This window comes from Ancylobacter terrae, assembly GCF_045108345.1.
Classification (GTDB): domain Bacteria; phylum Pseudomonadota; class Alphaproteobacteria; order Rhizobiales; family Xanthobacteraceae; genus Ancylobacter.
This window is the reverse complement of record NZ_JBJGXH010000001.1, coordinates 660778-686524: the sequence shown is the minus strand read 5'-3', so window position 1 is coordinate 686524 and position 25747 is coordinate 660778. Positions and strand designations below refer to the sequence as shown.

The 25747-nt window shown below is 73.6% G+C and carries 25 protein-coding genes and 2 riboswitches; of the genes, 10 read left to right on the top strand and 15 right to left on the bottom strand.

Translation table 11 applies throughout. The features are described from left to right. Position 1 precedes the first annotated feature (1 nt). Together ACEUEL_RS03230 and ACEUEL_RS03225 are read right to left on the bottom strand one after the other, a co-directional pair. Positions 2-376: a DUF423 domain-containing protein gene (locus tag ACEUEL_RS03230; RefSeq protein WP_405702091.1), complete on the bottom strand. Its 375-nt coding sequence runs from the start codon at positions 374-376 to the stop codon at positions 2-4. A gap of 127 nt (positions 377-503) precedes the next feature. Continuing rightward, entirely contained in the window at positions 504-1817 is a 1314-nt protein-coding gene (locus tag ACEUEL_RS03225) for a cobyrinate a,c-diamide synthase (protein ID WP_405702088.1), read from the bottom strand. A gap of 38 nt (positions 1818-1855) precedes the next feature. Here ACEUEL_RS03225 and ACEUEL_RS03220 point away from each other — a divergent pair, with 38 nt between their 5' ends. Beyond that, entirely contained in the window at positions 1856-2977 is a 1122-nt protein-coding gene (locus ACEUEL_RS03220; RefSeq protein WP_405702086.1) for a cobalt-precorrin-5B (C(1))-methyltransferase, read from the top strand. A gap of 5 nt (positions 2978-2982) precedes the next feature. On the opposite strand, the gene cobM is transcribed toward ACEUEL_RS03220, so the two are convergent. From cobM to cbiE, 3 genes are read right to left on the bottom strand one after another with little or no spacing between them, the layout of a single operon-like run. Further along, positions 2983-3741 carry a precorrin-4 C(11)-methyltransferase gene (cobM, locus tag ACEUEL_RS03215; protein WP_405702084.1) on the bottom strand — a complete coding sequence of 253 codons (759 nt, stop codon included), beginning with the start codon at positions 3739-3741 and terminating at the stop codon, positions 2983-2985. Continuing rightward, on the bottom strand, positions 3738-4136 hold the full coding sequence (locus ACEUEL_RS03210; RefSeq protein WP_405702082.1) for a cobalamin biosynthesis protein: 399 nt from the start codon (positions 4134-4136) through the stop codon (positions 3738-3740). Before ACEUEL_RS03210 ends, cobM begins: the two co-directional genes overlap by 4 nt. Continuing rightward, positions 4133-5347: a precorrin-6y C5,15-methyltransferase (decarboxylating) subunit CbiE gene (gene cbiE, locus ACEUEL_RS03205; RefSeq protein WP_405706543.1), complete on the bottom strand. Its 1215-nt coding sequence runs from the start codon at positions 5345-5347 to the stop codon at positions 4133-4135. The genes ACEUEL_RS03210 and cbiE overlap by 4 nt, the downstream gene beginning before the upstream one ends. Before the next feature lie 70 nt (positions 5348-5417). Here cbiE and ACEUEL_RS03200 point away from each other — a divergent pair, with 70 nt between their 5' ends. Then, positions 5418-6170, top strand: coding sequence for a cobalt-precorrin-6A reductase (locus ACEUEL_RS03200; protein ID WP_405702080.1), 753 nt, complete (start codon positions 5418-5420; stop codon positions 6168-6170). Positions 6171-6181: 11 nt separating this feature from the next. Here ACEUEL_RS03200 and ACEUEL_RS03195 read toward each other — a convergent pair whose 3' ends face one another. The 8 genes from ACEUEL_RS03195 to ACEUEL_RS03160 all read right to left on the bottom strand — a co-directional run bounded on the left by ACEUEL_RS03195 (position 6182) and on the right by ACEUEL_RS03160 (position 16818). Next, positions 6182-6958 (bottom strand): precorrin-3B C(17)-methyltransferase, encoded by a 777-nt coding sequence (locus tag ACEUEL_RS03195; RefSeq protein ID WP_405702078.1) that lies wholly within the window; start codon positions 6956-6958, stop codon positions 6182-6184. Further along, complete coding sequence (locus ACEUEL_RS03190) at positions 6955-7701, bottom strand: precorrin-2 C(20)-methyltransferase (protein WP_405702077.1); 747 nt, start codon at positions 7699-7701, stop codon at positions 6955-6957. Before ACEUEL_RS03190 ends, ACEUEL_RS03195 begins: the two co-directional genes overlap by 4 nt. After that, the gene (locus ACEUEL_RS03185) at positions 7698-8342 is read right to left on the bottom strand and encodes a precorrin-8X methylmutase (protein ID WP_405702074.1); all 645 of its coding nucleotides are present in this window, start codon (positions 8340-8342) and stop codon (positions 7698-7700) included. The genes ACEUEL_RS03190 and ACEUEL_RS03185 overlap by 4 nt, the downstream gene beginning before the upstream one ends. After that, complete coding sequence (cobG, locus tag ACEUEL_RS03180) at positions 8335-9834, bottom strand: precorrin-3B synthase (RefSeq protein WP_405702073.1); 1500 nt, start codon at positions 9832-9834, stop codon at positions 8335-8337. Before cobG ends, ACEUEL_RS03185 begins: the two co-directional genes overlap by 8 nt. Next, a complete protein-coding gene (gene cobN, locus ACEUEL_RS03175; protein WP_405702070.1) occupies positions 9831-13877 on the bottom strand; it encodes a cobaltochelatase subunit CobN in 4047 nt (1348 codons plus the stop codon). Before cobN ends, cobG begins: the two co-directional genes overlap by 4 nt. Positions 13878-14274: 397 nt before the next feature. After that, a complete protein-coding gene (gene cobW, locus ACEUEL_RS03170; protein WP_405702068.1) occupies positions 14275-15339 on the bottom strand; it encodes a cobalamin biosynthesis protein CobW in 1065 nt (354 codons plus the stop codon). Continuing rightward, positions 15336-15794, bottom strand: coding sequence for a DUF1636 family protein (locus tag ACEUEL_RS03165; RefSeq protein ID WP_405702066.1), 459 nt, complete (start codon positions 15792-15794; stop codon positions 15336-15338). The genes cobW and ACEUEL_RS03165 overlap by 4 nt, the downstream gene beginning before the upstream one ends. 117 nt (positions 15795-15911) lie before the next feature. Next, positions 15912-16133: riboswitch (cobalamin riboswitch) on the bottom strand. Positions 16134-16191: 58 nt separating this feature from the next. Continuing rightward, on the bottom strand, positions 16192-16818 hold the full coding sequence (locus tag ACEUEL_RS03160) for a nucleoside/nucleotide kinase family protein (RefSeq protein ID WP_405702065.1): 627 nt from the start codon (positions 16816-16818) through the stop codon (positions 16192-16194). A gap of 115 nt (positions 16819-16933) precedes the next feature. Then, a riboswitch (cobalamin riboswitch) is annotated at positions 16934-17144 on the top strand. A gap of 32 nt (positions 17145-17176) precedes the next feature. Here ACEUEL_RS03160 and ACEUEL_RS03155 point away from each other — a divergent pair. The 6 genes from ACEUEL_RS03155 (at position 17177) to ACEUEL_RS03130 (ending at position 21369) form a co-directional block, all read left to right on the top strand. Then, entirely contained in the window at positions 17177-17371 is a 195-nt protein-coding gene (locus ACEUEL_RS03155) for a CbtB domain-containing protein (RefSeq protein ID WP_405702062.1), read from the top strand. 16 nt (positions 17372-17387) lie between these two features. After that, positions 17388-18137 (top strand): CbtA family protein, encoded by a 750-nt coding sequence (locus tag ACEUEL_RS03150; RefSeq protein ID WP_405702060.1) that lies wholly within the window; start codon positions 17388-17390, stop codon positions 18135-18137. A 9-nt stretch (positions 18138-18146) separates the two neighbouring features. Continuing rightward, positions 18147-18653 (top strand): bifunctional adenosylcobinamide kinase/adenosylcobinamide-phosphate guanylyltransferase, encoded by a 507-nt coding sequence (gene cobU / locus ACEUEL_RS03145; RefSeq protein ID WP_405706541.1) that lies wholly within the window; start codon positions 18147-18149, stop codon positions 18651-18653. Beyond that, entirely contained in the window at positions 18650-19285 is a 636-nt protein-coding gene (cobO, locus tag ACEUEL_RS03140; RefSeq protein WP_405702058.1) for a cob(I)yrinic acid a,c-diamide adenosyltransferase, read from the top strand. Before cobU ends, cobO begins: the two co-directional genes overlap by 4 nt. Before the next feature lie 346 nt (positions 19286-19631). Then, entirely contained in the window at positions 19632-19856 is a 225-nt protein-coding gene (locus tag ACEUEL_RS03135; protein WP_405702055.1) for an NINE protein, read from the top strand. A gap of 55 nt (positions 19857-19911) precedes the next feature. After that, positions 19912-21369, top strand: a complete 1458-nt coding sequence (locus ACEUEL_RS03130; RefSeq protein WP_405706539.1) for a cobyric acid synthase — start codon at positions 19912-19914, stop codon at positions 21367-21369. Here ACEUEL_RS03130 and cbiB read toward each other — a convergent pair. After that, positions 21354-22343 (bottom strand): adenosylcobinamide-phosphate synthase CbiB, encoded by a 990-nt coding sequence (gene cbiB / locus ACEUEL_RS03125; protein ID WP_405702053.1) that lies wholly within the window; start codon positions 22341-22343, stop codon positions 21354-21356. The genes ACEUEL_RS03130 and cbiB overlap by 16 nt on opposite strands. 90 nt (positions 22344-22433) lie before the next feature. Between cbiB and recQ the strand changes: the two genes are divergently transcribed. After that, a complete protein-coding gene (recQ, locus tag ACEUEL_RS03120) occupies positions 22434-24275 on the top strand; it encodes a DNA helicase RecQ (RefSeq protein ID WP_405702051.1) in 1842 nt (613 codons plus the stop codon). Between the two features lie 90 nt (positions 24276-24365). Here the strand turns inward: recQ and ACEUEL_RS03115 are convergent, their stop codons facing one another. Next, positions 24366-24836 (bottom strand): RidA family protein, encoded by a 471-nt coding sequence (locus tag ACEUEL_RS03115; RefSeq protein ID WP_405702049.1) that lies wholly within the window; start codon positions 24834-24836, stop codon positions 24366-24368. A gap of 302 nt (positions 24837-25138) precedes the next feature. On the opposite strand from ACEUEL_RS03115, the gene ACEUEL_RS03110 reads away from it, so the two are divergent. After that, complete coding sequence (locus ACEUEL_RS03110; protein WP_405702047.1) at positions 25139-25678, top strand: SRPBCC family protein; 540 nt, start codon at positions 25139-25141, stop codon at positions 25676-25678. Positions 25679-25747 lie beyond the last annotated feature (69 nt).

The following is a 25747-nucleotide window of genomic DNA, read 5'->3' as shown; positions in this document are numbered from 1 at the left end:
TTCAGCCGGGCCGCGCCCGCTCGAACGCGACCAGCCCGAGAACCAGCCAACCCGCGATCAGCATAATCCCACCGCTCGGTGCCGCCATCGGAAAAAGCGGGACGCCGAGCAGCACCCGGCTGGCCAGCGCCCCGGCGAACAGCGCCGTCCCGAGCGCGAGCAGGCCGCCGGCGGCGTCGGCGAACGACCAGGCGCGGCCGCTCGCCGCCCCCAGCGCCACCGTGGCCGCGATCGCCGCCGCCCCGATCATCGCGAACTGGGCGGCCGTGGCGAGGCTGGGATTGGCATCGACATGCGCGCCAGCCGCGGCGAGCGCGACACCGGCGGCACCGAAAAGTCCCGCGACGAGGACGAGGAAGCGGCGGAAGGCGGTCATGTCAGTTCACCCGTCACATCAGCAAGCCGCGCCGGCCCGGAATCGGACAGCGGCGATAAGATCATTTCCATCCGGATGTTGCAGCCGTTTCCGGATTCAGTGCGTGACGCGGTTTCAGCCCCGTCGCTCATTCGAGCGCTATCGCGTGGAAGAACGTCCCGCTGACGAGGCCGCGCCGGCTCCCCGCCGGCCCGAGATCGCGGCCCTGCCCGTCGGCCAGCATCACCAGCGGCTCATCGTCGCCGCGCACCGTGACGCTGGCGTAATGGAATTCGTGTCCGCGCAGGGCCATGCCGGCCGCCCCGATCGGCGAGGCGGCGATCGGCCGCGCCTTGCGGTAGCCGAGATTGAGCCGGCGCCGGGCGAAGCTGGTGGCGTGGCCGAGCAGGCCGAGCAGGGGATGCACCGTGCCCTCGGCATCCTCAAGTGCCGTCCCCAGCACCATATAGCCGCCGCACTCGCCATGGACCGGCCGCGTCTCGGCGAAATGCCGCATGCCCGCCTTGAAGGTGGCCGCGCCCGCCAGCCGCGCGGCATGCAGTTCCGGATACCCCCCCGGCAGCCAGCAGGCATCGCAATCGTCCGCCGGCGCCTCGTCCGCAAGCGGCGAGAACGGCGCGAGGGTCGCGCCCGCCCGGCGCCAGCCGGCCAGCACGTGCTCGTAGACGAAGCTGAAGGCGGCGTCGCTGGCGAGCGCGATGCGCCGGCCGGGCGGCGGCAGAGCGACACCCGCGATGTCGCCGGCAGGTCGAAGCGGCGCGCCGAACGCCATCAGCGCGTCGAGGTCGACATGCGCCTCCGCCGCATCGGCGAGGCGCGCGAAATGCCGGTCGAGTTCGGCATGTTCCTGCGCCTGGACGAGGCCGAGATGCCGCTCGGGCAGGGTCAACGTCGCGTCGCGCGGCAAGCTCCCGAGCACGGCAACGCCGGTCGCCGCGATCGCCTCCATGGCCTGCGAACGGTGCCGCTCGCTCGCCACCTTGTTGAGGATCACCCCGCCGATCCGCACCTGCGGGTCGTGCAGCGCGAAACCCCGCACCACGGCGGCGGCCGATTGCGACTGGCCGGAGATGTCCGCAACCAGCAGCACCGGCAGGCCGAACCGCGCGGCGAGGTCCGCCGCCGCGCCGCTGCGCCCCGGCTCGCCGGAAATCCCGTCGAACAGCCCCATCGAGGCCTCGACGATGACGAGGTCGGCGTCCTCCGCCGCCTCCGCCAGCAGCGCCCCGATCAACGCCGGCGGCATGGCGAAGCTGTCGAGGTTCAGCCCCGGCCGGCCGCTCGCGGCGGCGTGGAAGGCGGGGTCGATATAGTCCGGCCCCGATTTCACCGCCCGCACCCGCACGCCCCGGCGCGCCAGCGCGGCAACGATGCCGAGCGTCGCCGTGGTCTTGCCCGAGCCCGAGCGCGGCGCCCCGATGATGAATCCGCGCGCGCTCATCGGTGACGTCCCGCCCGGCCCGGCCTATACCGGCCGTCATGACCGACGCGCCCGAGGACATGCTGCCCGAGGAGCCCGCCCGCCCGCTGCGGCGCGGCTGGACCACGGGCGCCTGCGCCACGGCCGCCGCGAAGGCCGCCTTCCACGCGCTCGTCACCGGCATCTTCCCGGATCCGGTGACCATCACCCTGCCCGGCGGCGAGACCCCCGCCTTCGCCCTCGCCACGCACGATCTGCGCGCGGGCGACGCCATGGCCGGCGTCATCAAGGATGCGGGCGATGATCCCGACGTGACCCATGGCGCGCTCGTCGTCGCCACGGTGCGCGCGGGTGCACCGGGGAGCGGCGTTGCCTTCCGCGCCGGCGAGGGTGTCGGCACGATCACCCGCCCCGGCCTGCCGCTGCCGCCCGGCGAGCCGGCGATCAACCCCGTGCCGCGCCGCATGATCGCGCAGGCCGTCGCCGAGGTCGCCCGCGAGACCGGCGCGCGCGGCGATGTCGAGGTCGAGATATCGATCCCCGGCGGCGGGAAACTGGCGGAGAAGACGCTCAACGGCCGGCTCGGCATCGTCGGCGGCCTGTCCGTGCTCGGCACCACGGGCATCGTCGTGCCGTTCTCCTGCGCGGCCTGGATCCACTCGATCCACCGCGGCATCGACGTCGCCCGCGCCATGGGCGTCGATCACGTCGCCGGCGCGACCGGCGATGCCTCCGAGCGCGCCGTCGCGAAGCTGTTCGGCCTGCCCGAGGTGGCGCTGATCGACATGGGCGACTTCGCCGGCGGCATGCTGAAATATCTGCGCGCCCATCCGGTGCCGCGGGTCACCGTGGCCGGCGGCCTCGCCAAGATGACCAAGCTCGCGCAGGGCTTCCTCGACCTGCACTCGAAGCGCGGCAGCGCCGATCAGGGCGCACTGGCGGCGCTGGCGGTCGAGGTCGGCGCCGGTGAAGATCTCGCCGCCCGCATCCGCGCCGCCAACACGGTAGCGCAGGCCCATGCGCTCGCCCTCGCCGAGGGCGTACCGCTGGCCGACGCCGTGGCGCGACGGGCGCAGGCGACCGCGCTCGGCGTGGTCCGGGGCAGCGGCATAGCCCTCGACGCCGTGGTGTTCGACCGCGAGGGCAACCTTATGGGGCAGTCTGCCGTGGCGGTGGGCTAGCCCTCTCATGCGCGCCCCCGGAAGCGGCGCTGATAGCCGGCATCGTAGAGCGCGCTCTCGCGAAAGCCCGCCGCCCCGAGCGCGCGGCCGACGAGGATCAGTGCCGTGCGCTCCACCGGCTCGGCCGCGACCCGGCCGACGATATCCGCCAGCGTACCGGCGATCACCCGCTCTTCCGGCCGGCTCGCCTCCACCACCACCGCGACGGGGCAGTCGGCGCCGTAGAGCGGCGCCAGTTCCGCCGCGACCCGGTCGAGCGCGTGGATGGCGAGATGGATCGCGAGGGTCGCGCCCGTCGCCCCGAACGCCGCCAGCGTCTCGCCCGCCGGCATTGCCGAGGCGCGGCCCGAGACGCGGGTCAGCACCACGCTCTGCGCCACTTCCGGCACGGTGAGTTCGCGCCCGATCAGCGCGCTGGCGGCGGCGAAGGCCGGCACGCCGGGGGTGAGCGTATAGGGGATTCCGCGGCGCTCCAGCCGGCGGATCTGCTCGGCCACCGCCGAATAGATCGACAGGTCGCCCGATTGCAGCCGGGCCACATCCTGCCCGGCCGCCTGCGCGGCAACGTATTCCGCCTCGATCTCGTCGAGCGAGAGCGGCGCAGTATCGACCAGCCGGGCGCCCGGCGGGCACCAGTCCAGCATCTCGCGCGGCACGATCGAGCCGGCATAGAGGCACACCGGGCAGCGCGCGAGGAGGTCGCGCCCGCGCAGCGTGATCAGGTCCGCCGCCCCCGGCCCGGCGCCGATGAAGTGAACCGTCACGGCGCCGCCTCCTCGCTTCCCCCCCGCCGCGCCAGCGCACAGGTCACCGGGCCGAGCACGAAGCGCGGCCCGAGCAGGCGCCCGCCCGCGCCGGCGGCGGCGAGCGCGGCCGTCTCGGCGGCGGAGGGCACGCCGAGCAGCGCCACCACCCGCTCCGACCGGCTGATGGCGCGCGCGCCCGCCGCCTCGAGCTGGGCCTGCGGCACCAGGATCAGCGGCAGCACCAGCTCCGCCGCGGCGCGGGCGATACCGGCCTCGCCGCCCTTGATCGCCGGCGTGGCCAGCATCGAGACATCGTCGAGCGAGGCGCCGAAGCGCTCCAGCGCCCCCTCGATCGCCGCCCGCACCTCCTCCGCCGAGACGCCCCGGCGGCTGCCCACCCCCGCGACGATCATGGCTTCACGACGCTCCATTGCGTGACCGGCATCGCCGGGCGCCAGCCGGTCATCCCGGCCACCGGCGCGGCGCGGGCGATGGCGATGCGGGTGAGTTCGCCGCCCAGCGCCGCATGGCGGGCGAGCAGCAGCGCCTCGGTCTCCAGCGTCACCGCATTGGCGACCAGCCGTCCGCCGGTCGCGAGCGCCCCGAGAGCGGCGTCGATCACGCCCGCGTCGCTCGCCCCGCCGCCGATGAAGATCGCGTCCGGCGTCGGCAGGCCCGTCAGCGCGGCGGGCGCCTCGCCCTCGACGATGGTAAGCCCCGGCACGCCGAAACTCGCGGCGTTGCGGGCGATGCGCGCCGCCCGGTCCGCCCGTGCCTCGATGGCGATGGCCCGGAGCGAGGGATCGGCCAGCATCCATTCGATGCCGATCGAGCCCGAGCCGGCACCGATGTCCCACAGCAATTCGCCCCGGCGCGGGGCCAGCGCGGCGAGCGTCATCGCCCGGATCTCGCGCTTGGTGATCTGCCCGTCATGCTCGTAGAGCGCATCGGGCCGCCCCGGCGCCAGCGCCAGCACCCGCGCCTCGGCATCCGCGACAACCTCGAGGGCGACGAGGTTGAGCGTATCGACATCGGCGAGATCGAACGCCGCGGCGCGCGCCGTGCGCACCCGCTCGCGCGGCCCGCCGAGGGCTTCGAGCACATGCAGCCGTGACGCACCGAACCCGGTCGCGGCCAGCAGCGCGGCGAGCGCCGCCGGCCCCGCCGCGTCGGAGGTGAGCGCCAGCACCCGCCGTCCGGGCTGGAGGCAGGGCCGCACCAGATCGAGCGCCCGCCCGTGCAGCGAAACGCACTCGACCTCCTGCAACGCCCAGCCGAGCCGGGCCGCGGCGAGGCTGAAGGCGGAGGGCGCCGGCAAGGCGCGCATTTCCCCGGCCGGCACCTGGCGCGCCAGCGTCGCCCCGACGCCGAACAGGAACGGATCGCCCGACGCCAGCACGCAGACCGGCGACCCACGGCGCGCCAGCACCTCGCGCACGCCGGCCTCGAACGGGCTCGGCCAGGCCCGCGCGTCGCCGCGCAGCAGGTCGCCCGCGCGATCGAGATGCCGCCGGCCGCCGAACACGATCGAGGCGGCCGCCACCGCCTCGCGCGCCGCGGGCGAGAGCCCCGCCGCCCCGTCCTCGCCGATGCCGACGATGGTAAGCCAGGGCCGCGGCGCCATGGACAAAGGCGTCGCTTCGGAGGCATCGTCGCGCGGGGGCGACGGCGACGGCGATGGATCAGGCTTCAGCATGACGACCCGTATCCTCCTGCTCGGCGGCACGACGCAAGCCCGCGAACTCGCCGCGCTCCTCGCGACCCGCCCGCAGGCCGCCGTCACCGTCTCGCTCGCCGGCCGCACCCGCGCGCCGCTGGACCAGCCCGTGCCGATGCGCAGCGGCGGCTTCGGCGGCGCCGCGGGTCTCGCCGCCTATATCGAGGAGCATGCCATCGATCTCGTCGTCGATGCCACGCATCCCTATGCCGCCGCCATCTCGCACAATGCCGCGGAGGCGGTGGCCGATACCGGCATCGATCTCGTCGCCCTGCACCGCCCGCCCTGGGAGGCGCGCGAGGACGATCTCTGGGTCACCGCCGAGACCGTGGAGGACGCCCTGGAGGCGCTGGGCGCCCGCCCGCGCCGCGTGCTGGTCACGCTCGGGCGCAACGAGGTAAGGGCGCTGGAGGCGGCGCCGCGCCACCGCTACCTCGTGCGCAGCATCGACCCGATCGAGCCGCCGCTCGCCGTCCCGGATGCAGGCTACATCGAGGCGCGGGGCCCGTTCGAGGAGGCGCAGGAGCGCGACCTCCTCGTCCATCATCGCATCGACGCCATCATCGCCAAGAACAGCGGCGGCGAGGCCAGCTACGGCAAGATCGCCGCCGCACGGGCGCTGCGCATCGAGGTGATCCTGATCGCCCGCCCGCCGCACCCGGCGGTCGACACCGTCGGCACGGTCGAGGAGGCGCTGGCCTGGATCGAGGCGCGCTACACGCTCGGCTGAGGCGCCCGCCCTCACGCGGCGCCATCCCGCGCCGGATCGGGAGCCGAACGCGGTGCATAGACCAGCGGCGCCCGCCCCGGCCGCTCCACGATCCGCGTCTGCGCCGAACCGATGATGAGGCAGGTCGCCATGTCCGCGCGCTCCGCCTGCGCGTCGGCCAGCGGCACGATGTCGAGCCGTTCGTCGCGGCGCCCCGCGGCGCGGCCGAAGATCACCGGCACGGTTGCGGGCAGGTGCGCGCGCAACACCTCGAAGGCGCGGCCGAGCTGCCAGGGCCGCGCCTTCGAGATCGGGTTGTAGAGCGCGATGACGAAGCCGGCCTGCGCCGCCAGTTCCAGCCGGCGCTCGACCAGGTCCCACGGCTTCAGATTGTCGGAGAGCGAGATGGCGCAGAAATCATGCCCGAGCGGCGCGCCCGCCCGCGCCGCCACCGCCAGCATCGCGGTCAGCCCCGGCACGATCTCGACCTCGAGCTCCCGCCACGCCGCCGGACCGCGCTCGATCGCCTCGATCACCGCCGCCGCCATGGCGAAGACGCCGGGATCGCCGCCCGTCACCATCGCCACCCGCGCGCCCGCCGCGGCATGGGCCAGCGCCGCACCGGCCCGGGCCAGCTCCTCGCGGTTATCGGACGGGTGGCGGCTCTGGCCGGCGCGCACCGGCACGCGGTCGAGATAGGGACCGTAGCCGTAGAGCGCCTCGGCCTGCGCCAGCGCCGCGCCGGCCTGCGGCGTCAGCAGATGCGCCTCCCCCGGCCCGAGGCCGACGACCGTGAGCGTGCCGCTCATCCGCGCGCGCTCCAGCCCGGCACCAGCACGATGGCGAAATAGGGTGCCGGCTCCTCGCCGCGCCCGGCGAGCGGCTCGCAGCGCGCGCCCTCCATGGTGCCGCGCTCGACATAGACCGCCCGCTCCAGCCGGCCGGCGGCGGCGAGGGCGCGGCGGATCTTCGGCAGGTTGCGGCCGACCTTCATGATGACCGCCGCGTCCGCCCCCTTCAGCCGCGCGGCGAGATCGGCCTCGCCGAGCGTGCCGGGCAGCACGGCGAGCACGTCGTCGCCCTGCGCGATCGGCGCGCCGGCGAGCGACCAGCAGCCCGACATGCCGGTGACGCCGGCGATCACCTCGGCCGGAAAGCGCGGCGACAGGCGCACATGCAGGTGCATGTAGGAACCGTAGAACAGCGGATCGCCTTCCGAGAGCACCGCGACGGTGCGGCCCTGCTCCAGATGCGCCGCCACCGCCTCGGCCGACGCGTCGTAGAAGCCGTCGATCGCCGCGCGATAGCCGCAGCTCGTATGCGGCATCTCCGTCGTCACCGGATAGCCGAGCTCCAGCTCCGCGATGCCGGGGGGGAAATGCGTGGCGGCGATGGCGCGGGCATGGCTGGCATTGCCGCGCTTGGCGAAATAGGCGACGACATCGGCGCGCCCGAGCGCGCGCACCGCCTTCAGCGTCATCAGTTCGGGATCGCCGGGGCCGACGCCGACGCCGATCAGGCGGCCGGGACCGCTGCGGGGAACCGCGCTCACAGGCCCGGCCTCGCCAGCGCGTTGACGGCCGCCGCGGTCATGGCGCTGCCGCCGAGCCGCCCGCGCACGACGAGCCAGGGTATGCCGTGATGGCCCTCCGCCAGCGCGTCCTTCGATTCCGCCGCGCCGACGAAGCCGACGGGAATGCCGAGGATCGCCGCCGGGCGCGGCGCGCCGGAAGCCAGCATTTCGAGCAGGTGAAACAGCGCGGTCGGCGCATTGCCGATGGCGACCACCGCGCCGGCGAGATGCGGGCGCCACAGTTCCAGCGCCGCCGCCGAACGCGTCGTGCCGAGCTTGGCGGCCAGTTCCGGCACGGCAGGGTCCCGCAGGGTGCAGATCACCTCGTTCTCCGCCGGCAGCCGCGCCCGCGTCACCCCGTGCGCGACCATCGCCGCGTCGCACAGGATCGGCGCGCCGGCGTTCAGCGCCCCACGGGCCGCGGCCACCAGACCGGGCGCGAAGTCGATCGCCGCCGCCGCCTCGACGAGGCCGCAGGCATGGATCATCCGCACCGCCACCTCCGCCTCGTCCGGCGCGAAGCGCGCGAGATCGGCCTCCGCGCGGATGATGGCGAAGGAGCGCTCATAGATGGCGCCGCCGTCACGCTCATACTCGTATCTCGGCCGCGTCTCAGCCACGGGGGGTCTCCAGCACCTGCCGCGCCGCCGCGACGATCTGCGCGCGCGGCACGATGCGCGCGGGGATGGCGCGCGCGCTGCCTTCGACCACGAGACCGGCCCCGGCGTCCAGACCCACTATCGTCACGTCCGCCGCCGATGGATGGGCGCAGCCCTTGGCGCAGCCGGAAACGTGCACCGTGCCGGCCGCCGCGAACGCTGCGAGTTCGGCCGCGATCGCCCGCGCCGGCAGCAGGGCCGAGGCGCAGGCGGGGCTGCCCGGGCAGGCAAAGACCCGCCGGCGCGGATCGGCGGCATCGGTGATGAAGCCGAGCGCGGCGGCCGCGGCCCGCAAGGCTTCGCCCGCCTCGGGCGCCAGCCCCGCGACCAGCAGCGCCCGCCCCGGCGCCGGCTCGATCGCGTCCGCGCCGGCGCGGCGGGCGGCATCGGCAAGCGATTCCAGCGCCGCCGAATCGCTCTGGCCGAAGGCGAGGCCGATGCCGAGCGCGACGCGGCCATCGCGGAGCGGGTGGATGGCGAGGGGCTCGCAGGCGGCGGGCGCGGGGCCGGCGCCAGCATGGCCGGCGGCGACCGCCGGAGACCTCGCCGCGATATCCCCCGTCGCGGGGCGATCCGCGCCGCCCCGCCTGTCCGCGCGATCGGCCTCGCGCCCTCCGCCAGCTTCTCCCATCGCTACCGGCGCCGCGCCATTCCCGGCTCCGGCGATGGCGAACGCAGGCGGGCGGGCCTCGGCCAGCGGCGCGACAACGCCCACCAGCGCCGCCAACGCCTCGACGGCCGGAACATCGCGGCCCCGCGCCTCCCGGCCGCGCGCGGCAAGCAGGTCGAGAAGTCGCCCCACCGCCTCGGCCGCGTCCACCGCCCGGACGCAGCCGAGCGGCGTCGCCGCCAGCGAAACCAGCAGGAGCCGCGTGCCCGCCTCATCCGCATCCCCTGCGGCCAGCGCCAGCTCCTCCGCGAGGTGAGGTCCCCGGGCGAGTGCCGGCGCCTCCCGCGCTCCCCGCTCTGTCGCCGTCCCAGCAGCCGCCGTCACCCTTATGTCCGCCGCCAGACCGTCGAGGCCGAGCCGCCCGCCGCCGTCGACGATCACCGACAGCTTCGGCGCCAGCCGACCCGCCAGCGGCGCGGCGAGGCGGGCGATCGCAGCCGCCAGCGGGCGCGGATCGAACGCCATGCCGTCGAGCCGGCCGGCCAGCGGGTTCGCCTGCACCGGCCCCTCGCGCACGATGATCCCGAGGTCGGCCACGGCGGCGGCGAAGTCCGGCGCGCTGGCGGCCGACAGGCCGCGCACCTGCAGGCTGCCGCGCGCGGTCACCTCGATCAGCCCGTTGCCATGTTCGCGCGACGCCCGCGCCAGCCCCGCGAGCTGGGCCGGCGTCAGCGGTTCCGCCGGCACCAGCCGGGCGAGCAGACCGTCGCCGGTCGCCATCGGTTCCGGCAGGCTCGGGCAGGCGCCGCGGCGCCGGGCGGGAATGACCTGCGCGGGGCTCATTCCGCCGCCTCCCCCGAGAGCCGCGCCAGATCGGCGTCGACATCGTTGCGGCGGGGGTGCCACAGCCCCTTTGCCCGCGCGTCGGCGAGCCGCGCCGCCACCACCCGCGCCGCCGCCGGGTTCTCCACTGCTAGGAAGGCGCGCACCGCCGGATCCTGCACATAGGCCTCGTGCAGCAGGCCGACGAGATGGCCGGGCACGACGCCGGTCACTTCGGCGAAACCGACCAGCCGGTCGACCGTCTCGGCCATCTCCGACGCCCCGCGCGGCCCGTGCCGCATCAGCCCGGTGACGAAGCGTGGATGCACCCGCCCGCGCACGATCCGCGCCAGCGCCTCGGCCAGCGGGCGAGCGCGGGGCCGAGCCGGATCGGCGCTGTCGAGCACCACGAGGTCGGGCGTGCGGCCGAACCGCTGCGCCGCCGCCGCGAAGCCGCCGATGAAATCGAGATCGGCCGACCCTTCGAGCAGATCACGGCCGGGATCGTCGGCGATATGGACCAGCAGGTCCGCCGAAGCGACGCGCGCCGCGAAATCCGCGGTCGCCGCGCCCTCCCCCTCCGGCCCGCCATAGGCATGCGAGGCGCTGGCGAGATAGGCGTCGCCCAGCGCGGCGGGATCGGCCTCGCCGTCATAGCCCGCGCCATAGGCCCCCGGCGCGGTGCCGAAGATGCGCGCGCCCCCGTCCCGCGCGGCGGCGAGCGGGTTCTCCTCCACCCCCTCCTCGCGGGCGGCCACCGCCCGGATGGCGGCGTCGAGCAGCGCGATCTGCGCCGGGAACAGGTCGCGGAACAGGCCGGAGATGCGGAACGTCACATCGACGCGCGGGCGCCCCATCGCCGCGGTGGGCAGCACCTCGATACCGGTGACGCGCCCGGTGGCGTTGTCCCACACCGGCCGGCAGCCCATCAGCGCGAGGCCCTGCGCGATCTCCTCGCCGCCGGTGCGCAGGCTCGCGCTGCCCCAGAGGTCGAGCACCAGCGCGCGCGGCCATTCGCCGTGCGCCTGCAGATAGCCGCGCAGAACCTCATCCGCCGCCAGCCGGCCGAGGTCGAGCGCGGTCGGGGTCGGCAGCGTGCGCGGATCGGCGGTGAACAGATTGCGCCCGGTCGGCAGCACGTCGGTGCGCCCGCGCCCCGGCGCACCCGCCGGCCCCGCCGCGACGCGATGCCCGTCGAGCGCGGCGAGAAGGCCGGCGCGCTCGGCCTCGCCGCAGGCGCCGCGCCCATAGACATGCAGCCCGTCCTTCAGCCGCATCTCCTTGAGATCGCACAGCCAGGCATCGAGCCGCTTCAGCGCCTCGTCCGGCGCCGCCCCGCGCGCGCCGGCCTCCAGCGCGAGGCCCGTACGCTCGGCCTCCGCGAGGATGAGCCCGGCCAGCCGCTCGCGCCGGCGGCGGTCGAGCCCGTCCGCCTGCGCATATTCGTCGACGAGGCGCTCCAGCTCGCGCGCGTCCCCGGCCAGATCATCCTCGACGAGGGGCGGCGGCAGGTGGCCGAGCGTCACCGCCGCGATGCGCCGCTTGGCCTGCGCCGCCTCGCCGGGATTGGACACGATGAAGGGATAGACGACGGGGAGCGCGCCGAGAACCAGCTCGGGAAAGCAGGCGCCGGTCAGCGCCACATGCTTGCCGGGCAGCCATTCCAGCGTGCCATGCGCGCCCATATGCACCAGCGCATCCACTTTCAGGCCATGCCGCAGCCACAGCCCGAAGGCGAGCAGCGCATGGCGCGGCGGCAGGGCGGGGTCGTGATAGTCGGCCCGCCGCTGCGCCCGCCGCCCCCGGTCCGGCGCGATGGCGACGGTGACATTGCCGAAAGCGCTCGCGCGGAAGCGGAAGGCGCCGTCGACGACATCCGGATCCGCCGCCGGATCGCCCCAGGCGGCGGTGACGGCGGCGACGGCCTCCGGCGGCAGGGCGGCGAGATGCGCGCGGTAGCGGTCGAGGGGGAGCACCAGCGACGCAGCGGCCTCATCCCGCGGCACCGGCGCCGCGGACAAGCCCTCCCCCCGGCGGCGAGAGGGTGGGGTGAGGGGCCAAGCGGCGGGGAGACGAATCGCCCCCGGAGCAGCGCGGCCCGATTCGTCGCCGGCCCCGCTGCAACGCCCCGGCGATCCAGCGGCGGCGTCCGCACCGGCTTCCCCTCGCTCAACCGTACCCACGTCGGGCGCCGGCCTCGCATCGCCCCGCCCCCTCACGCCGTCGGGGAGAGGGAGGGTGCCCGGCTCGCCTCGCTCCATGCCGTCATGGCCGGTCCCGTCCCGGCCATCCACGTCTTCCGTGACACGCGGCTCGCCGCTCAGCCGCGCCAGCAATTCCCGCTCATCGGCCGGGATATCCTCCACCCCGTAGCCCGCCTCCGCGAGATCGCCGAGCAGCGCGCGCACGCTCGCCGGCACGTCGAGGCCCACCGCCCAGCCGGTGCGCCCGGGCGCGCCGGCATAGTCCGGCATCAGCACGGCGATCCGGCGGGCGGCGGGCGGTGTCGCCTGCAACCGCGCCAGCAAGACCACCCGCTCCGCCACCTGCGCGACGCGATCGAGCGCGGCGTCGTTGACGAGGCTGGCGAAGCCGAGTTCCTCGTGCCGCGCCGCGGCGACCTTGAACGAGACCGCGCCGGCGAGGACACGCCCGTCGAGCTCGGGCAGCACGACATGCATGGCGAGGTCCGCAGCGACGAGGCCGCGCGCGCCCTCCGCCCAGGCCTCGCGCCGCGTGGTCGCCACCACCGCCTGCAGCACCGGCACGCCCGGCGCGTCGAGCACGGTCGCCTCGCCGGGCTCGCCGGCGGCGAAGGCGGTGAGGGTGACGATGACGGCCGGCCGGAGCTCGTCCAGCGCCGCGGCGAGGAAGGCGATCGATGCCGGCTCGCGCAGGCTGGCCACGAAGATCGGCCGCGGATCGAGGCCGCGCGCCGCCAGCGCCGCGCAGAGCGCCTCGACCGGCGCCGTGTCCCCGGCCAGCCACATCGAGCGGTAGAAGATGACGGGGATCACCGGGGAGGCGGCGGCGTGGGACCCGTGGACGGGCGTGCCGCCGCTGCTGTCCATGCCGTCGTCGAACGGGGCGCGCCCCTCACCCAGCCCTCTCCCCGGCGGGGCGAGGGCTTCCGCCGGCTCGCCATCGGCCGACGATGCGCAAGCCTCTCCGGCACAGGCGGCTCCCTCTTCCCGGCGGGGAGAGAGTTGGGGTGAGGAAGAGCTTGCAAGGGTCGATGCCGCTTCAGATCGGGCGCCGACAGCAGGCATCGCCTGTCCGGGAGCGGAGGCGCGACGTTCACCCGGCCCCGAGCCACCGTCTTCCGGATGGCGCGCCGCCTCATCCACCCCTCTCACCGGCGGGGCAAGGGCTTCCCCCGGCTCGCCATGGGCCGACGATGCGCGAGCCTCTCCGGTACAGACAGTTCCCTCTCCCCGGGGGGGCGAGGGGGACGGCGCCACCGCTCCGCTCGCTCGCCACTCGTAGAAGCCCGCGAGCGGCACCGGCAGTGGCGCCGCCACCGCGACCTCACGGCCCGTATGCCCCGCCATCCGCGCGAGCAGCGCGCGCATGTTGGCCGGGCCGCCGGCGCGGAAATAGCCGAGCAGCGCATCCAGCTCGTCAGCCGGCAGCGTCGAGAGCGCGGCAAGGCGCGGGTCGTCGCGGTCCTCGCCCGGCAGCAGCGCCAGCGCGATGCCGCGCGCGCGCGCCTCGCCCGCCAGCCGCTCGGCGCCGTAGCGCCACCAGTCGAGCCCGCCGAGCAGGCGCAGGACGACGATGCGCGCCCGCACCGCGACCTTGTCGATCCACAGATCCGCCGACATCGGGTGGCGCAAGTCGCGCAGATGGGCGAGCCGGAGGCTCGGTGCCGCGCCGGCTCCGGCTTCCGCCACCCTCGGATCGGGCACCCTCGCCTCCCGGTCGCCGGCCTCCCACGCGGCCGCCAGCGCGGCGAGGTCGCTGTCGGTGAAGGAGGCGACCACCATCTCGCCCGGCGTCTGGCCGAGATCGACCGGCTCGACGAGGTCGTCGAGGCTGGCGGATGTGGTTGTCAGCAGGTGCATCGCGCCCGGTGATCCGTTCCGTGTTCGTCATGACCGGCTCGGTGCCGGGCCCCCGCGCCGCGTCACAGGCGAAGAGTAGAGACGTGACATGCGATTAGAGGAGACGTGGATGGCCGGGACAAGGCCGGCTATGACGGACAACCGACCTCTGCCGGTCTCCGTCGAAACCTGCCCGGCCCTGACGCCGGTCGATATGACACCGGCCGGGACACCGCCAGTCGACGCGCCCCGCGCGGGCATCCCGGCGGCGGCGCCCGCCGCGGTCATCCCGGCTGAAGCCGAACGAACAGCCGGGATCGTCCGCAAGGCGAACCTCCCCGACGATCCCGGATCGGCGCTTCGGCCGTCCGGGATGACCGCGAGAAGGACGCGGGACCTCCGCGAGTTCGCCAGCCCCTCACGCCGCCGCGCGCGCGCCCGCCAGCTCCCGCTCGACCCGCGCCCGGTCGAATCCCTTCAGCCCGATCACCACCAGCCGCCCGGCGCGCGGCTCGGCACCCCACGCGCGGTCATACTGGTGCGTCACCCGCGGCCCCACCGCCTGCACCAGCAGCCGCAGCGCCTTGCCGGCGACCGGCACGAAGCCCTTCACCCGCAGCACATTCACCGCCTCCGCCGCGCGGGCGATGCGCACCGCGAGCTCGGCCGGATCGGCGATCTCCGGCACGTCGAGCACGACGCTGTCGAAATCGTCATGGTCGTGCTCGGCCTCGTCGTCGTGATGGGTGCGGCGGTTGGCGATGTCGTCCTCGGTGCCGACCCCGAGCCCCAGCAGCACCGCCGGATCGAGCTCTCCCCCGGTCGCGCTGACCACGCGCACGCCCTTCGGCAGCTCGGCATCGAGCGCGGCCCGGGCGCGCGCGGCGCCGGCGGCGTCGATCAGGTCGGCCTTGGTGAGAACGACGAGGTCGGCGCAGGCGATCTGGTCGTCGAACACCTCCTCGATCGGGTCGTCATGGTCGAGCGAGGCATCCCCGGCCCGCTGCGCGGCCAGCGCGTCGTGGTCGTGCGCGACGCGGCCCGAGGCCAACGCCTCGCCGTCCACCACCGCGACGACGCCGTCCACCGTGACGCGGCTTCGGATCGCCGGCCAGTGGAACGCCTGCACCAGCGGCTTCGGCAGCGCGAGGCCGGAGGTCTCGATCAGGATGTGGTCGACCTTCGGCGTGCGCGACAGGATGGCGTCGAGCGCCGGCACGAAATCGTCGGCCACGGTGCAGCAGATGCAGCCATTGGCCAATTCGACGATGTTCTCCTCCGGGCAGGTCTCGATGCCGCAGCCCTTCAGGATGTCGCCGTCGATGCCGACATCGCCGAACTCGTTGACGATCACCGCGAGGCGCTTGCCCTTGGCGTTGGCGAGCGCGTGGCGGATCAGCGTCGTCTTGCCCGAGCCGAGGAAGCCGGTGACGATGGTGCAGGGCACGCGTGCAAGTTCCACGCGCGAGAGATCGGCGCTCATTCGGGTTCTCCGGGGAAATCGAGCGGGGGAATGCGGGCGACGACGCCGCGCTTGAGGATGTCGGGGCGGCCGCGCCAGGGCATGAAGCCGTCGCCGGCGGCGGCGTAGAGTTCCGCGCCGGTGACGAGGGCGCGCGCATCGCGGTCGGGATCGAGCCCGCCGAACACATAGGTCCAGCCGCCCTCGCGGGTCAGCGCGGCGGAGAGGCCGCGCGAGCAATTGCCGAGGCAGCGTATGCCCTTGACCGTGACGGTCGAGCCTTCCGCCGCCGTGCGGACGGCGCGGGTGAAGTCCTCGCCCGGGCGCGGCAGGGCGTCGTCGTCGCCTGGGCGCCGGCAGCTGGTGCAGACCATCAGCACGGTCGGGCTGGCGAGGCCGCACGGCATAGCCGGCGCGCTCGCACCCTCGCTGTCCGCCTCCGGCAGGGTCGTGTCGGCTGGACCTTCGCTCAACACCGCGCTCCGCTCATCGCATCCGGACGGGGCACGGCGGTCGCGGGACAGGCCCGCGCGAGAGCGGCGCGACATCGCTGTCCGCCGGTCCCATGCGCGCATCAAGGGCACCCCGCCCGACGCGCGACCGGACCGACGGCAGGTCTCCTGGCTCGCGGGTCGCCGCCTGCCTCCCGCCTTCCCGGCATCATCGCCAGTGGCTTTTCGGGAGAAAGGCTCGCCGCTTACAGTTGCGGGGGCAGCCGCGGAATTGGGCGTCCTTCATGACGAAGGCCAGCCCGCACCGCATTCCCTCTTGGCCCCTCCCCTCGCGAGGACGGGACCGCCGGTCGCCCGCACTTAAGGACGCGCCGGCGCGCGATGTCAATGCGACGGGCGGACGAGGCAGCGGGGGGCGCCCTCACCCCGCGATCACGACATCGGCCGGCGCGCTGCGCTCGCGCAGGCGGCGGCCGTTCGGCAGGTCGTTGCCCTCGACCTTGCGGACCACCTCGTCCTCCGGCAGGGCGAGGCCGCGCCAGCGGGCGATGAGCCGGCGCCGCAGCTCGGGCTCGGCGACCTCGACCATCACCGTCAGGTCGAACCGCGCGCGCAGCTCCGCCCACGGCGCCTCGTCGAGCAGCAGGTAGTTGCCCTCGACCACGAGGGTGCGCACCGAACGCGGGATCAGCCGTGCCCCGGCGCGGGCGATCTCGATCTCCCGGTCGAACACCGGCACGGCGATCTCGGCCTCCTCATTCGCCCGGAGCCGCGCGATCATGTGCGCGAGGCCGCCGACGTCGAAGGTCTCCGGCGCGCCCTTGCGCGCCAGCAGGCCCCGCCCCGCCAGCACGCCGTCGTCGAGATGGTAGCCGTCCATCGGCAGCACGGCGGCGTCGGGCAGGCGCGCGGCGAGCGCCTCGGCCAGCGTCGACTTGCCCGAGCCCGGCGCACCGGCGATGGCGACGAGGGTGCGCGACGCCGGCGGTCGCCCGAGCAACAGGGCGGCGAGGGCATCGGCATCGGGCAGGCGGCGCGGCTGGGTCATGCGCTCACTGAAATGCGGATCGGCCCGCCCGGCAAGCCGGCATCGCGCGCCCTCCCCGTCTGAAAGGAGGATGTCGGCGCAGGGCGGGGCCATTGCGCCGGGCCGGCCCGCGTCTATAGTCGGCGCAGTCGTCGGTTCCCGTGATGCGCACGGGACGCAAGACGGGAACGTGGTGGGCGAGGGCGATCCTCGCCAATCCACGGCTGCCCCCGCAACTGTGAGCGGCGAGCCTTTCTTCCGGCAATGCCACTGGCCCCCGGGCCGGGAAGGCGGAAGGACGGCCGCGACCCGCGAGCCAGGAGACCGGCCGGCGACGTAACCCCAGCGGCCCTCGGGTGGAGGGCCGGGAGAGATGACGATGACGACCCACGATTCGCACCGCCCGCTCGGCACCGCCGCCGCGACGGCGAGCCTCGCCGCCCGCGTCCTGCCCGTCACCTTCGCCGCCCTGCTGGGCGTCGTCGTGCTCGGCGGCGTCGGCTTCTCCCACATCGAGGCCGTGCACAACGCCTCGCACGACGTGCGCCACGCCACCGCCTTCCCCTGCCACTGAGCCGCGGGGAAGATCGATGTCTCTGTTCCGCACGATCCTGTTCGTGGCGGCGCTGGCCGGTATTGGCTCGGGCGTCGTCGTCGCCGGCATCCACCTCGTCGCCGCGGTGCCTCTGATCCTCCAGGCCGAAACCTACGAGGCCGCCGGGGAAGCCGCGCCGCACACGCACGACGCTGCGCCCGCCCCCACCCACGACACCGCCGCGCCCGCCCATGACCATGGCGACGAAGGCTGGAGCCCGGCCGACGGGCTGGAGCGCAACGGCCTCACCGTGATCTTCATGGTACTCACCGGCTTCGGCTATGCGCTGCTGCTGGTCGCCGCGAGCGAACTCGCCGGCGGCCTCAGGGACTGGCGCCACGGCCTGTTCTGGGGCCTCGCCGGCTTCGCCGCCTTCACGCTGGCGCCCAATCTCGGCCTGCCGCCGGAACTGCCGGCCATGCCGGCGGCCGATCTCGCGGCGCGCCAGCTCTGGTGGGCGGGAACGGCCGCCGCCACCGCCGCCGGCATCGCGCTGATGGTGTTGCCGCGCTCGGCGCTGTTCGCCGCGCTTGGCGTCGTGCTGATCCTGGTGCCGCATGTGATCGGCGCGCCGCAGCCGGACAGCTTCGAAAGCCCGATCCCGGAAGGGCTGTACCACAGCTTCGTGGTCGCCTCGGTGGCGTCGAGCTTCGTGTTCTGGGTGCTGCTCGGCGCGCTCGCCGGCGCGCTGCGCCCGCGCTTCGCGGCGGAGGCCGATGCGGTGCCGGCCGCCCGCGCGGCCTGAGACGGCGTGATGGGCCTCACCTTCGTCCTCGGCGGCGCCCGCTCGGGCAAGAGCGCGCAGGCCGAGGCGCTGGTCGAGGCGCTGCCGCCGCCCTGGACCTACATCGCCACCGCCGAGGTCTGGGACGGCGAGATGGCCGAGCGCATCGCCCTGCATCGGGCGCGGCGCGGAGCGGGATGGCAGACCATCGACGCCCCGCACGACCTGCCCGACGCCCTCGCCCGGCAGCCCGCCGGCCGGCCGGTGCTCATCGACTGCCTCACGCTCTGGCTGAGCAACCGCCTCCTCGCCGACGCCGATCTCGACACCGAGAGCGCCGCGCTGGAACAGGCGGTCGCCCGGCGCGAAGGCCCCCTCGCCGTGGTCTCGACCGAGGTCGGCCTCGGCATCGTTCCCGACAACGCCCTCGCCCGCCGCTTCCGCGACGCGCAGGGCCGGCTGAACCAGCGCATCGCCGCGCGCGCCGGCCGCGTGCTGTTCATGGTCGCCGGGCTGCCCCTGCAGGTGAAGCCATGACCGACACCGGAACGCCGCCCCATCCCGTCTCGCCCGAGGATGCCGCCCGCCACCGCGCCAAGATGGAGAAGCGCAAGGCGGTGCAGGATGCCGAGGTGGCGGAGAAGACGATCGAGAAGGGGCTGCTGATCGTCCACACCGGCGCCGGCAAGGGCAAGTCCACCGCCGCCTTCGGCCTCGCCTTGCGTATTCTGGGGCATGGCGGCCGGGTGGGCGTCGTGCAGTTCATCAAGGGCGCCTGGCACTCGGCCGAACGCGATGCGCTGGCGACCTTCGGCGAGCGTGTGATCTGGCACAGCATGGGCGAGGGCTTCACCTGGGAGACGCAGGATCTTTCCCGCGACATCGCCAGCGCGGGCCGCGCCTGGGAGAAGGCGCGCGAGCTGATGGCCGACCCCACCATCGGCCTCGTCATCCTCGACGAGATCAACATCGCGCTGCGCTACGACTATCTCCCGCTCGATCAGGTGGTGGACACGCTGGCCGCCCGGCGCGAGGGGCTGCATGTCGTGGTGACCGGCCGCAACGCCAAGCCGGCGCTGATCGAGGCGGCCGACCTCGTCACCGAGATGACGCTGGTCAAGCACCACTTCAAGGCCGGCGTGAAGGCCCAGAAGGGCATCGAGTTCTGACTAAAAAAGCTTATTTTTCATTTACTTAAGGGAATAATGCTCTTATTATCAGTTCAATTACGAGAGCATCAAGGAGGCGGCCGATGAAGCGACTCAAAAAGTTGACATACCGGAATTTTCTCAATAAAATTAATAACTTGTGCTCTTTTATTCGCACCGGTCTCGTTGCTTGGGGGCGCAGCCCCCAAGCAACGAGACCGGTGCATAGCATATTCCTGCCATAAGATCAATATATTACCTCCCGTGCGCGCGCTTTGTTTTCTCTCTTCACTTTTTTCACGTCCTTCCCCATATCCGGTGCACCGCCAGTTCCGGCGGTGCCATGCTGCAAGGGGTTTGCGGGGCGATGAAATCGACGGCCCTCGCCTATCTGTTCTGGTTCTTCGGCCTCGCCGGGTTCTGCGGCATTCACCGCTTCTATGCGGGCCGCTACTGGACCGGCGCGCTGTGGCTGCTCACGCTCGGCCTGCTCGGCATCGGCCAGATCATCGATCTGTTCCTGATCCCCGGCATGGTGCGCGAGGCCAATCTCGAGCGCCGCGTCGACTATCTGGAAACCCAGCGCGGCTGATCGCGCTTCGTCCCGGGGGCGCCGCGTGAGCGCGCCCCCGAAGGGCCTCGCCCTGATGTTCCAGGGCACCGGCTCGGATGTCGGCAAGTCGCTGATCGTCGCCGGCCTCGCCCGCGCCTTCACCCTGCGCGGGCTGCGGGTGCGTCCGTTCAAGCCGCAGAACATGTCGAACAATGCCGCCGTAACGGCCGACGGCGGCGAGATCGGCCGGGCGCAGGCGCTGCAGGCGCGCGCCGCGCGCGTGCCGCCCTCCGTCCACATGAACCCGGTGCTGCTGAAACCGCAGAGCGAGACCGGCGCGCAGGTCATCGTGCAGGGGCGCGTGCGCGGCACCGCGAAGGCGGCGGCCTATCAGGCCCTGAAGCCCGCGCTGATGCCGGCCGTGCTGGGCAGCTTCGCACGGCTGCGGGCCGAGGCCGACCTCGTGCTGGTAGAGGGCGCCGGCTCGGCCAGCGAGATCAACCTGCGCGCCGGCGACATCGCCAATATGGGCTTCGCCCGCGCCGCGGACGTGCCCGTGGTGCTGATCGGCGACATCGACCGCGGCGGCGTCATCGCCAGCCTCGTCGGCACGCAGGCCGTGCTGGATGGCGCCGACGCGGCGATGATCCGCGGCTTCCTCGTCAACCGCTTCCGCGGCGATCCCGCGCTGTTCGCGAGCGGCATGGAAACGATCGCCGCGCGCACCGGCTGGGCACCGCTCGGCCTCGTGCCGTTCTTCCCCGACGCCGCGAAGCTCCCCGCCGAGGACGCGCTCGCCCTCGACCATGCCCGCCCCGCCAAGCCCGGCGCGCGCATCCGCATCGCCGTGCCGCTGCTGCCGCGCATCGCCAATTTCGACGATCTCGACCCGCTCGATGCCGAGCCCGCGGTCGAGGTGCTGCGCCTGCGCCCCGGCACGCCGATCCCGGCGGAGGCCGACCTCGTGCTGCTGCCGGGCTCCAAGGCGACGCTAGCCGACCTCGCCGACCTGCGCGCCGCCGGCTGGGACATCGACATCCTCGCCCATGCCCGCCGCGGCGGCCGGGTGCTCGGCCTGTGCGGCGGCTACCAGATGCTGGGGCGCAGCATCGCCGACCCGCAGGGCATCGAAGGCTCGCCCGGCACCGCGCCCGGCCTCGGCCTGCTCGACGTCGAGACGGTGCTGGCCGGCGAGAAGCGCCTCGTCGCCGTCGCCGGCACGACCGCCGACGGCGTTCCCTTCACCGGCTACGAGATGCATATGGGCGTGACCGAGGGGCCGGACCGCGCCCGCCCCTTCGCGCGCATCGAGGGGCAAGGGCCGGAGGGCGCCACCTCGCCGGACGGGCGCATCGCCGGCACCTATGCGCACGGCCTGTTCGCCCATGACGACCAGCGCCGCGCCTTCCTCGCGCGGCTCGGCGCGCCGGCGAGCGACATCGCCTACGAGGCCGGCGTCGAGGCGGCGCTCGACGCGCTCGCCGCGCATTTCGCCCGCCACATCGATCTCGACCGGCTGCTCGCGCTCGCGGCCGCTCACCCGGCCACGTAGGCCATCGCCAACGCCAGCGCGACGACTATGCCGACCAGCAGCGCATCCGCGACAGCGTAGAGCTTCAGCCCGCGGCGGATGTCGTCGGCGTCCACCTCCCGCCGCCCGTCGCGGCCCATGAAGGCATAGTCGCCCATCGTGCCGCCATAGGAACGCGGCCCGGCCAGCGCGATGCCGAGCGCCCCGGCCAGCGCCGCCTCCGGCCAGCCGGCATTGGGCGAGCGGTGCAGCCGCGCATCGCGCTGCATCGCCCGAAAGGCGCCGCCCGAGGATGTACCCGGTATCAGCGCCGCCGCCAGCACGATGAGCAGGCCGGAGAGCCGCGAGGCCGGCAGGTTGACGTAATCGTCGAGCCGCGCCGCCGCCCGGCCGAAGTCGAGATGGCGCGGCGAGCGATGGCCGATCATGCTGTCCGCTGTGTTGACCGCCTTGTAGGCCGCCGCCCCCGGCAGGCCGGCCGCCACCATCCAGAAGGCGGGCGCCACCACCGCGTCCGAGAAATTCTCGGCGAGACTCTCCAGCGCCGCCCGCGCGATGCCGGCCTCGTCGAGCGCCTCCGGGTCGCGCCCCACGATGTGCGACACCGCCGCGCGCCCCGCCGCCACGCCGCCCGTATCGAGCGCGGTGGCCACCCGCTCGACATGCTCGTGGAGCCCGCGCTGGGCCAGCAGGGAGCTGGCGAGGATGGCGACGAAGACCAGGCCATAGGGCAGGAGCAGCAGCGCCTGCTGCACCACCAGTGCCGGCATTACCGCGGCCGCCAGCAGCACCGCGAGCGCGGCGACGCCCGCGCGGCGGCGCTTTTCCGGCGCCTCGCCGTCCCGGTTCCAGCGGCGGTCGAGCCACCCGATCAGCCGTCCGATCCAGATCACCGGATGACCGATGGACCGCACGAGCCGATCCGGGTATCCGAACAGGGCTTCGATCAGGAGGGCGAGCGCGGTGATTCCAAAGGTGACCAGCCCGAAGATCATGCCCGCTCCCGCCCGCTTCGCCCCTCGCGCAGATGAAGCCGACTCGGGCGCGCCTCGCAAGGGGATGCCGCGCGTCATCGGAACACCGGCATGAACGTGCTCGCCCGCGATCCCGATCCCGCGCTCGCCGTGCTGCCGCCGGCGGTGGAGGCGGAGAAGCGCCGCGTGCTGAAGGAGGTGTTCGGCTTCGACCGCTTCCGCCCCGGCCAGCAGGAGGTGGTGGACGCGGTGCTGGCCGGCGTGCCGACGCTGGCGGTGATGCCGACCGGCGCCGGCAAGTCGCTGTGCTACCAGCTCCCGGCGCTGGTGCACGGGGGCCTCGCCATCATCATCTCGCCGCTGATCGCGCTGATGGACGACCAGGTCGCCGCGCTGAAGCTGGAAGGCGTCGGCGCCGAGGCGATCCATTCCGGCAAGTCGCGCGAGGACAATGTCGCCGCCTGGCGCCGGGTGGCGTCGGGCGAGGCGCGCCTGCTCTACCTCGCCCCCGAGCGGCTGATGACCGAGCGCATGCTCGGCGCGCTCTCCCGCCTGCCGCTCGGCCTGATCGCGGTGGACGAGGCGCATTGCATCTCGCAATGGGGCCATTCCTTCCGCTCCGAATATCTCGGCCTCGGCCGGCTGCGCGAGGCCTTCCCCGGCGTACCGCTGGTCGCGCTCACCGCCACCGCCGACACCTCGACCCGCGACGACATCGTCGAGCGCCTGTTCGGCGGCGTCGCCCGCGTCTTCGTCGCCGGCTTCGACCGGCCGAACATCTTCCTCGGCGTCGAGGAAAAGCGCAGCCCCGCCGAGCAGATCGAGCGCTTCGTGCGGGCCCGGCCCGGCACCTCGGGCATCGTCTACCGCATCTCCCGCAAGAAGGTCGACGAGACCGCCGAGAAGCTGGCCGGCGGCGGCATCCGCGCCCTGCCCTATCATGCCGGCATGACGCAGGAGGCCCGCGCCGCCAATCAGGAGGCCTTTCTCGCCGAGCGCGGCATCGTCATGGTCGCCACCGTCGCCTTCGGCATGGGCATCGACAAGTCCGACGTGCGCTGGGTGCTGCACGGCGACGCGCCCGGCAGCCTCGAGGCGTATTATCAGGAGATCGGCCGCGCCGGCCGCGACGGCCAGCCGGCCGAGGCGCTGCTGCTCTATGGCGGCGAGGACATCCGCACCCGCCGCCGCTTCATCGAGGAGGAGGCGTCCCAGCCCGAGCGCAAGCAGGTGGAGGTGCGCCGGCTCGACGCCATGGTCGGCTTCTGCGAGGCGGTGACCTGCCGGCGCGCCGTGCTGCTCGGCTATTTCGGCGAGCGCGCCAACGCCTGCGGCCAGTGCGACGTCTGCCGCGATCCCCCCCGCGTCATCGATGCCTCGAAGGAGGCGCGGCTCGCGCTGCGCATCGTGCGCGCCACCGGCGAGCGCTTCGGCGCGGCGCACATCGCCTCCGTCATCACCGGCCAGCATGGCGAGGGGGTCGCCGGGCGCGGCCACGACCGGCTCGCCGAGTTCGGCGCCGGCGCCGACAAGCCCGCCGCGGAATGGCGCGCCTTGCTGCGCCAGCTCGTCGCCACCGGCGCGCTGATGGCCGACGTCGCCCGCTTCGGCGGGCTGCATCTCACCGAGATGGGCCGCGCCGTGCTCGCCGGCACCCGCGCCTTCACCCTGCGCGCCCCGACCAAGACGAAGCGCACCCGCCCCGCGCAGGGCGGGCCGGCGACCGAGCTCGCCCCGGCCGAGGCGGAACTGCTGGCGCGGCTGAAGGCGCTGCGCCGCACGCTCGCCGCCGACCGCAACGTCCCCGCCTATGTCATCTTCCCCGACCGGACGCTGGAGGAGATGGCGCTGGAGCACCCGCGCACCCGCGCGGAACTCGGCGCCATACGCGGCGTCGGCGCCGCCAAGCTGGCCGCCTTCGGCGACGATTTCCTCAAGGTGCTGAAGGGATAGGGTGCGTCCCCGAGCGGCTCGCCCGGATCCGCGACGAATCCGGAGCCTTCCGATGCCGCGCCCCGTCGACGCCGAGGCGCGGCCGTTCGGTCAGCTCTTCGGCGCGGCGACCGCGGCGACCACGTCGATCTCGAACATCATGCCCGGACGGGCCAGCGCCACCACCTGCAGGAAGGTGTGCGGCGGCAGCGGCAGGCCGGCGAAGACCTCCTTGCGGCAGTCGCGCATCTCCTCGCGATAGCGCACGTCGGTGACGTAGGAGGTCGCCTTGACGATGTCGGCCAGCGACGCGCCGTTCGCCTCGAGCGCCTTCTTCGCCTTGCCCCACGCCATGCGGCACTGCTCAAGGAAATTGTCCTTGTGCGCGGTGCTGCCATCTTTCGGGTCTTCCGAGCCGATGCCCGCGAGATAGATCATCTTCGCCGGGCCGGTGATGACGACGGCCTCGGAAAAGGCCCCCTTGGCGAATTCGCTGTAGTTGAAGTTCTCCTTCTTGAACTCCTGCGCGAGGGCCGGGGTCGCGGCCACAAGGACGGCGAGCGTGAGAATGGTCGAACGCACTGGAACACTCCTGGCTGTTGGTGTTGCCGCTACCGACGCGAGGCACGCAGTCTTTGGAGCGCCCGGCAGCGCTGTCCGCCCCAAGCGGCCACTATGAGAGATATCTTATATAAGAGTCGACGGCCTCAGGGTGGCCCTTGGGTGACATGACGAGGGGGCGTTGAAGCCGCCCCGCGTTTGGTCGATCCGCGCGCCCTGCACGCCATGCCGCAGGGCGATGCGCCTTAAGGTGGGTTCACGCCGCCGGATCCGCCCCCTAGACTGCCGGCAACGGGCCAAAGCCCGACCCTAGGGATGGAAAAATGATCAGGAAGACGCTGTTCGCCGCGCTCGCGGCCGCTTTCGCCTTTGTCGGCGCAGCCGAGGCCCATGGCCCGACCCGCCAGAAGATCTCCGAGACCATCGAGATCAACGCCCCGCCGGCCAAGGTCTGGGCGGTGCTGAGCAATTTCCAGGACATGAGCTGGCACCCGGCGGTGATCAAGACCGAGGGCAAGGGCGGCAGCGAGCAGGGCGCCACCCGCACGCTCACCCTGCAGGGCGGCGGCACCATCGACGAGGTGGTGGCCAAGCTCGAGCCCGAGAAGATGACGCTGATGTACCGGATCGAGAAGGTCGACGTGAAGGTGCTGCCCGTCACCAACTACTCGTCCTGGCTGATCGTCACCCCGCTCGATGGCGGCGCCAAGTCCCAGGTCGAATGGCGCGGCGCCTTCTACCGCGGCTATCCCAACAACGATCCGCCGCCGGAACTGAGCGACGAGGCGGCGATCAAGGCGGTCACCGGCGTCTACAAGGCGGGCCTCGAAGGCCTGAAGAAGAAGGTCGAGAGCGGAAGCTGAGGGTGGACGACGTCCGTCCGGGCCGTCATCCCGGCCGAGCGCAAGCGAGAGCCGGGATCGCGCGCCGAT

Coding starts and splice junctions, on each gene's coding strand:
- ACEUEL_RS03230 (WP_405702091.1), bottom strand. CDS start 376: ATGACCGCCTTCCGCCGCTTCCTCGTCCTCGTCGCGGGACTTTTCGGT.
- ACEUEL_RS03225 (WP_405702088.1), bottom strand. CDS start 1,817: ATGAGCGCGCGCGGATTCATCATCGGGGCGCCGCGCTCGGGCTCGGGC.
- ACEUEL_RS03220 (WP_405702086.1), top strand. CDS start 1,856: ATGACCGACGCGCCCGAGGACATGCTGCCCGAGGAGCCCGCCCGCCCG.
- ACEUEL_RS03210 (WP_405702082.1), bottom strand. CDS start 4,136: ATGATCGTCGCGGGGGTGGGCAGCCGCCGGGGCGTCTCGGCGGAGGAG.
- cbiE (WP_405706543.1), bottom strand. CDS start 5,347: ATGGCGCCGCGGCCCTGGCTTACCATCGTCGGCATCGGCGAGGACGGG.
- ACEUEL_RS03200 (WP_405702080.1), top strand. CDS start 5,418: ATGACGACCCGTATCCTCCTGCTCGGCGGCACGACGCAAGCCCGCGAA.
- ACEUEL_RS03195 (WP_405702078.1), bottom strand. CDS start 6,958: ATGAGCGGCACGCTCACGGTCGTCGGCCTCGGGCCGGGGGAGGCGCAT.
- cobG (WP_405702073.1), bottom strand. CDS start 9,834: ATGAGCCCCGCGCAGGTCATTCCCGCCCGGCGCCGCGGCGCCTGCCCG.
- cobN (WP_405702070.1), bottom strand. CDS start 13,877: ATGCACCTGCTGACAACCACATCCGCCAGCCTCGACGACCTCGTCGAG.
- cobW (WP_405702068.1), bottom strand. CDS start 15,339: ATGAGCGCCGATCTCTCGCGCGTGGAACTTGCACGCGTGCCCTGCACC.
- ACEUEL_RS03160 (WP_405702065.1), bottom strand. CDS start 16,818: ATGACCCAGCCGCGCCGCCTGCCCGATGCCGATGCCCTCGCCGCCCTG.
- ACEUEL_RS03155 (WP_405702062.1), top strand. CDS start 17,177: ATGACGACCCACGATTCGCACCGCCCGCTCGGCACCGCCGCCGCGACG.
- ACEUEL_RS03150 (WP_405702060.1), top strand. CDS start 17,388: ATGTCTCTGTTCCGCACGATCCTGTTCGTGGCGGCGCTGGCCGGTATT.
- cobU (WP_405706541.1), top strand. CDS start 18,147: ATGGGCCTCACCTTCGTCCTCGGCGGCGCCCGCTCGGGCAAGAGCGCG.
- cobO (WP_405702058.1), top strand. CDS start 18,650: ATGACCGACACCGGAACGCCGCCCCATCCCGTCTCGCCCGAGGATGCC.
- ACEUEL_RS03135 (WP_405702055.1), top strand. CDS start 19,632: ATGAAATCGACGGCCCTCGCCTATCTGTTCTGGTTCTTCGGCCTCGCC.
- ACEUEL_RS03130 (WP_405706539.1), top strand. CDS start 19,912: ATGTTCCAGGGCACCGGCTCGGATGTCGGCAAGTCGCTGATCGTCGCC.
- cbiB (WP_405702053.1), bottom strand. CDS start 22,343: ATGATCTTCGGGCTGGTCACCTTTGGAATCACCGCGCTCGCCCTCCTG.
- recQ (WP_405702051.1), top strand. CDS start 22,434: ATGAACGTGCTCGCCCGCGATCCCGATCCCGCGCTCGCCGTGCTGCCG.
- ACEUEL_RS03110 (WP_405702047.1), top strand. CDS start 25,139: ATGATCAGGAAGACGCTGTTCGCCGCGCTCGCGGCCGCTTTCGCCTTT.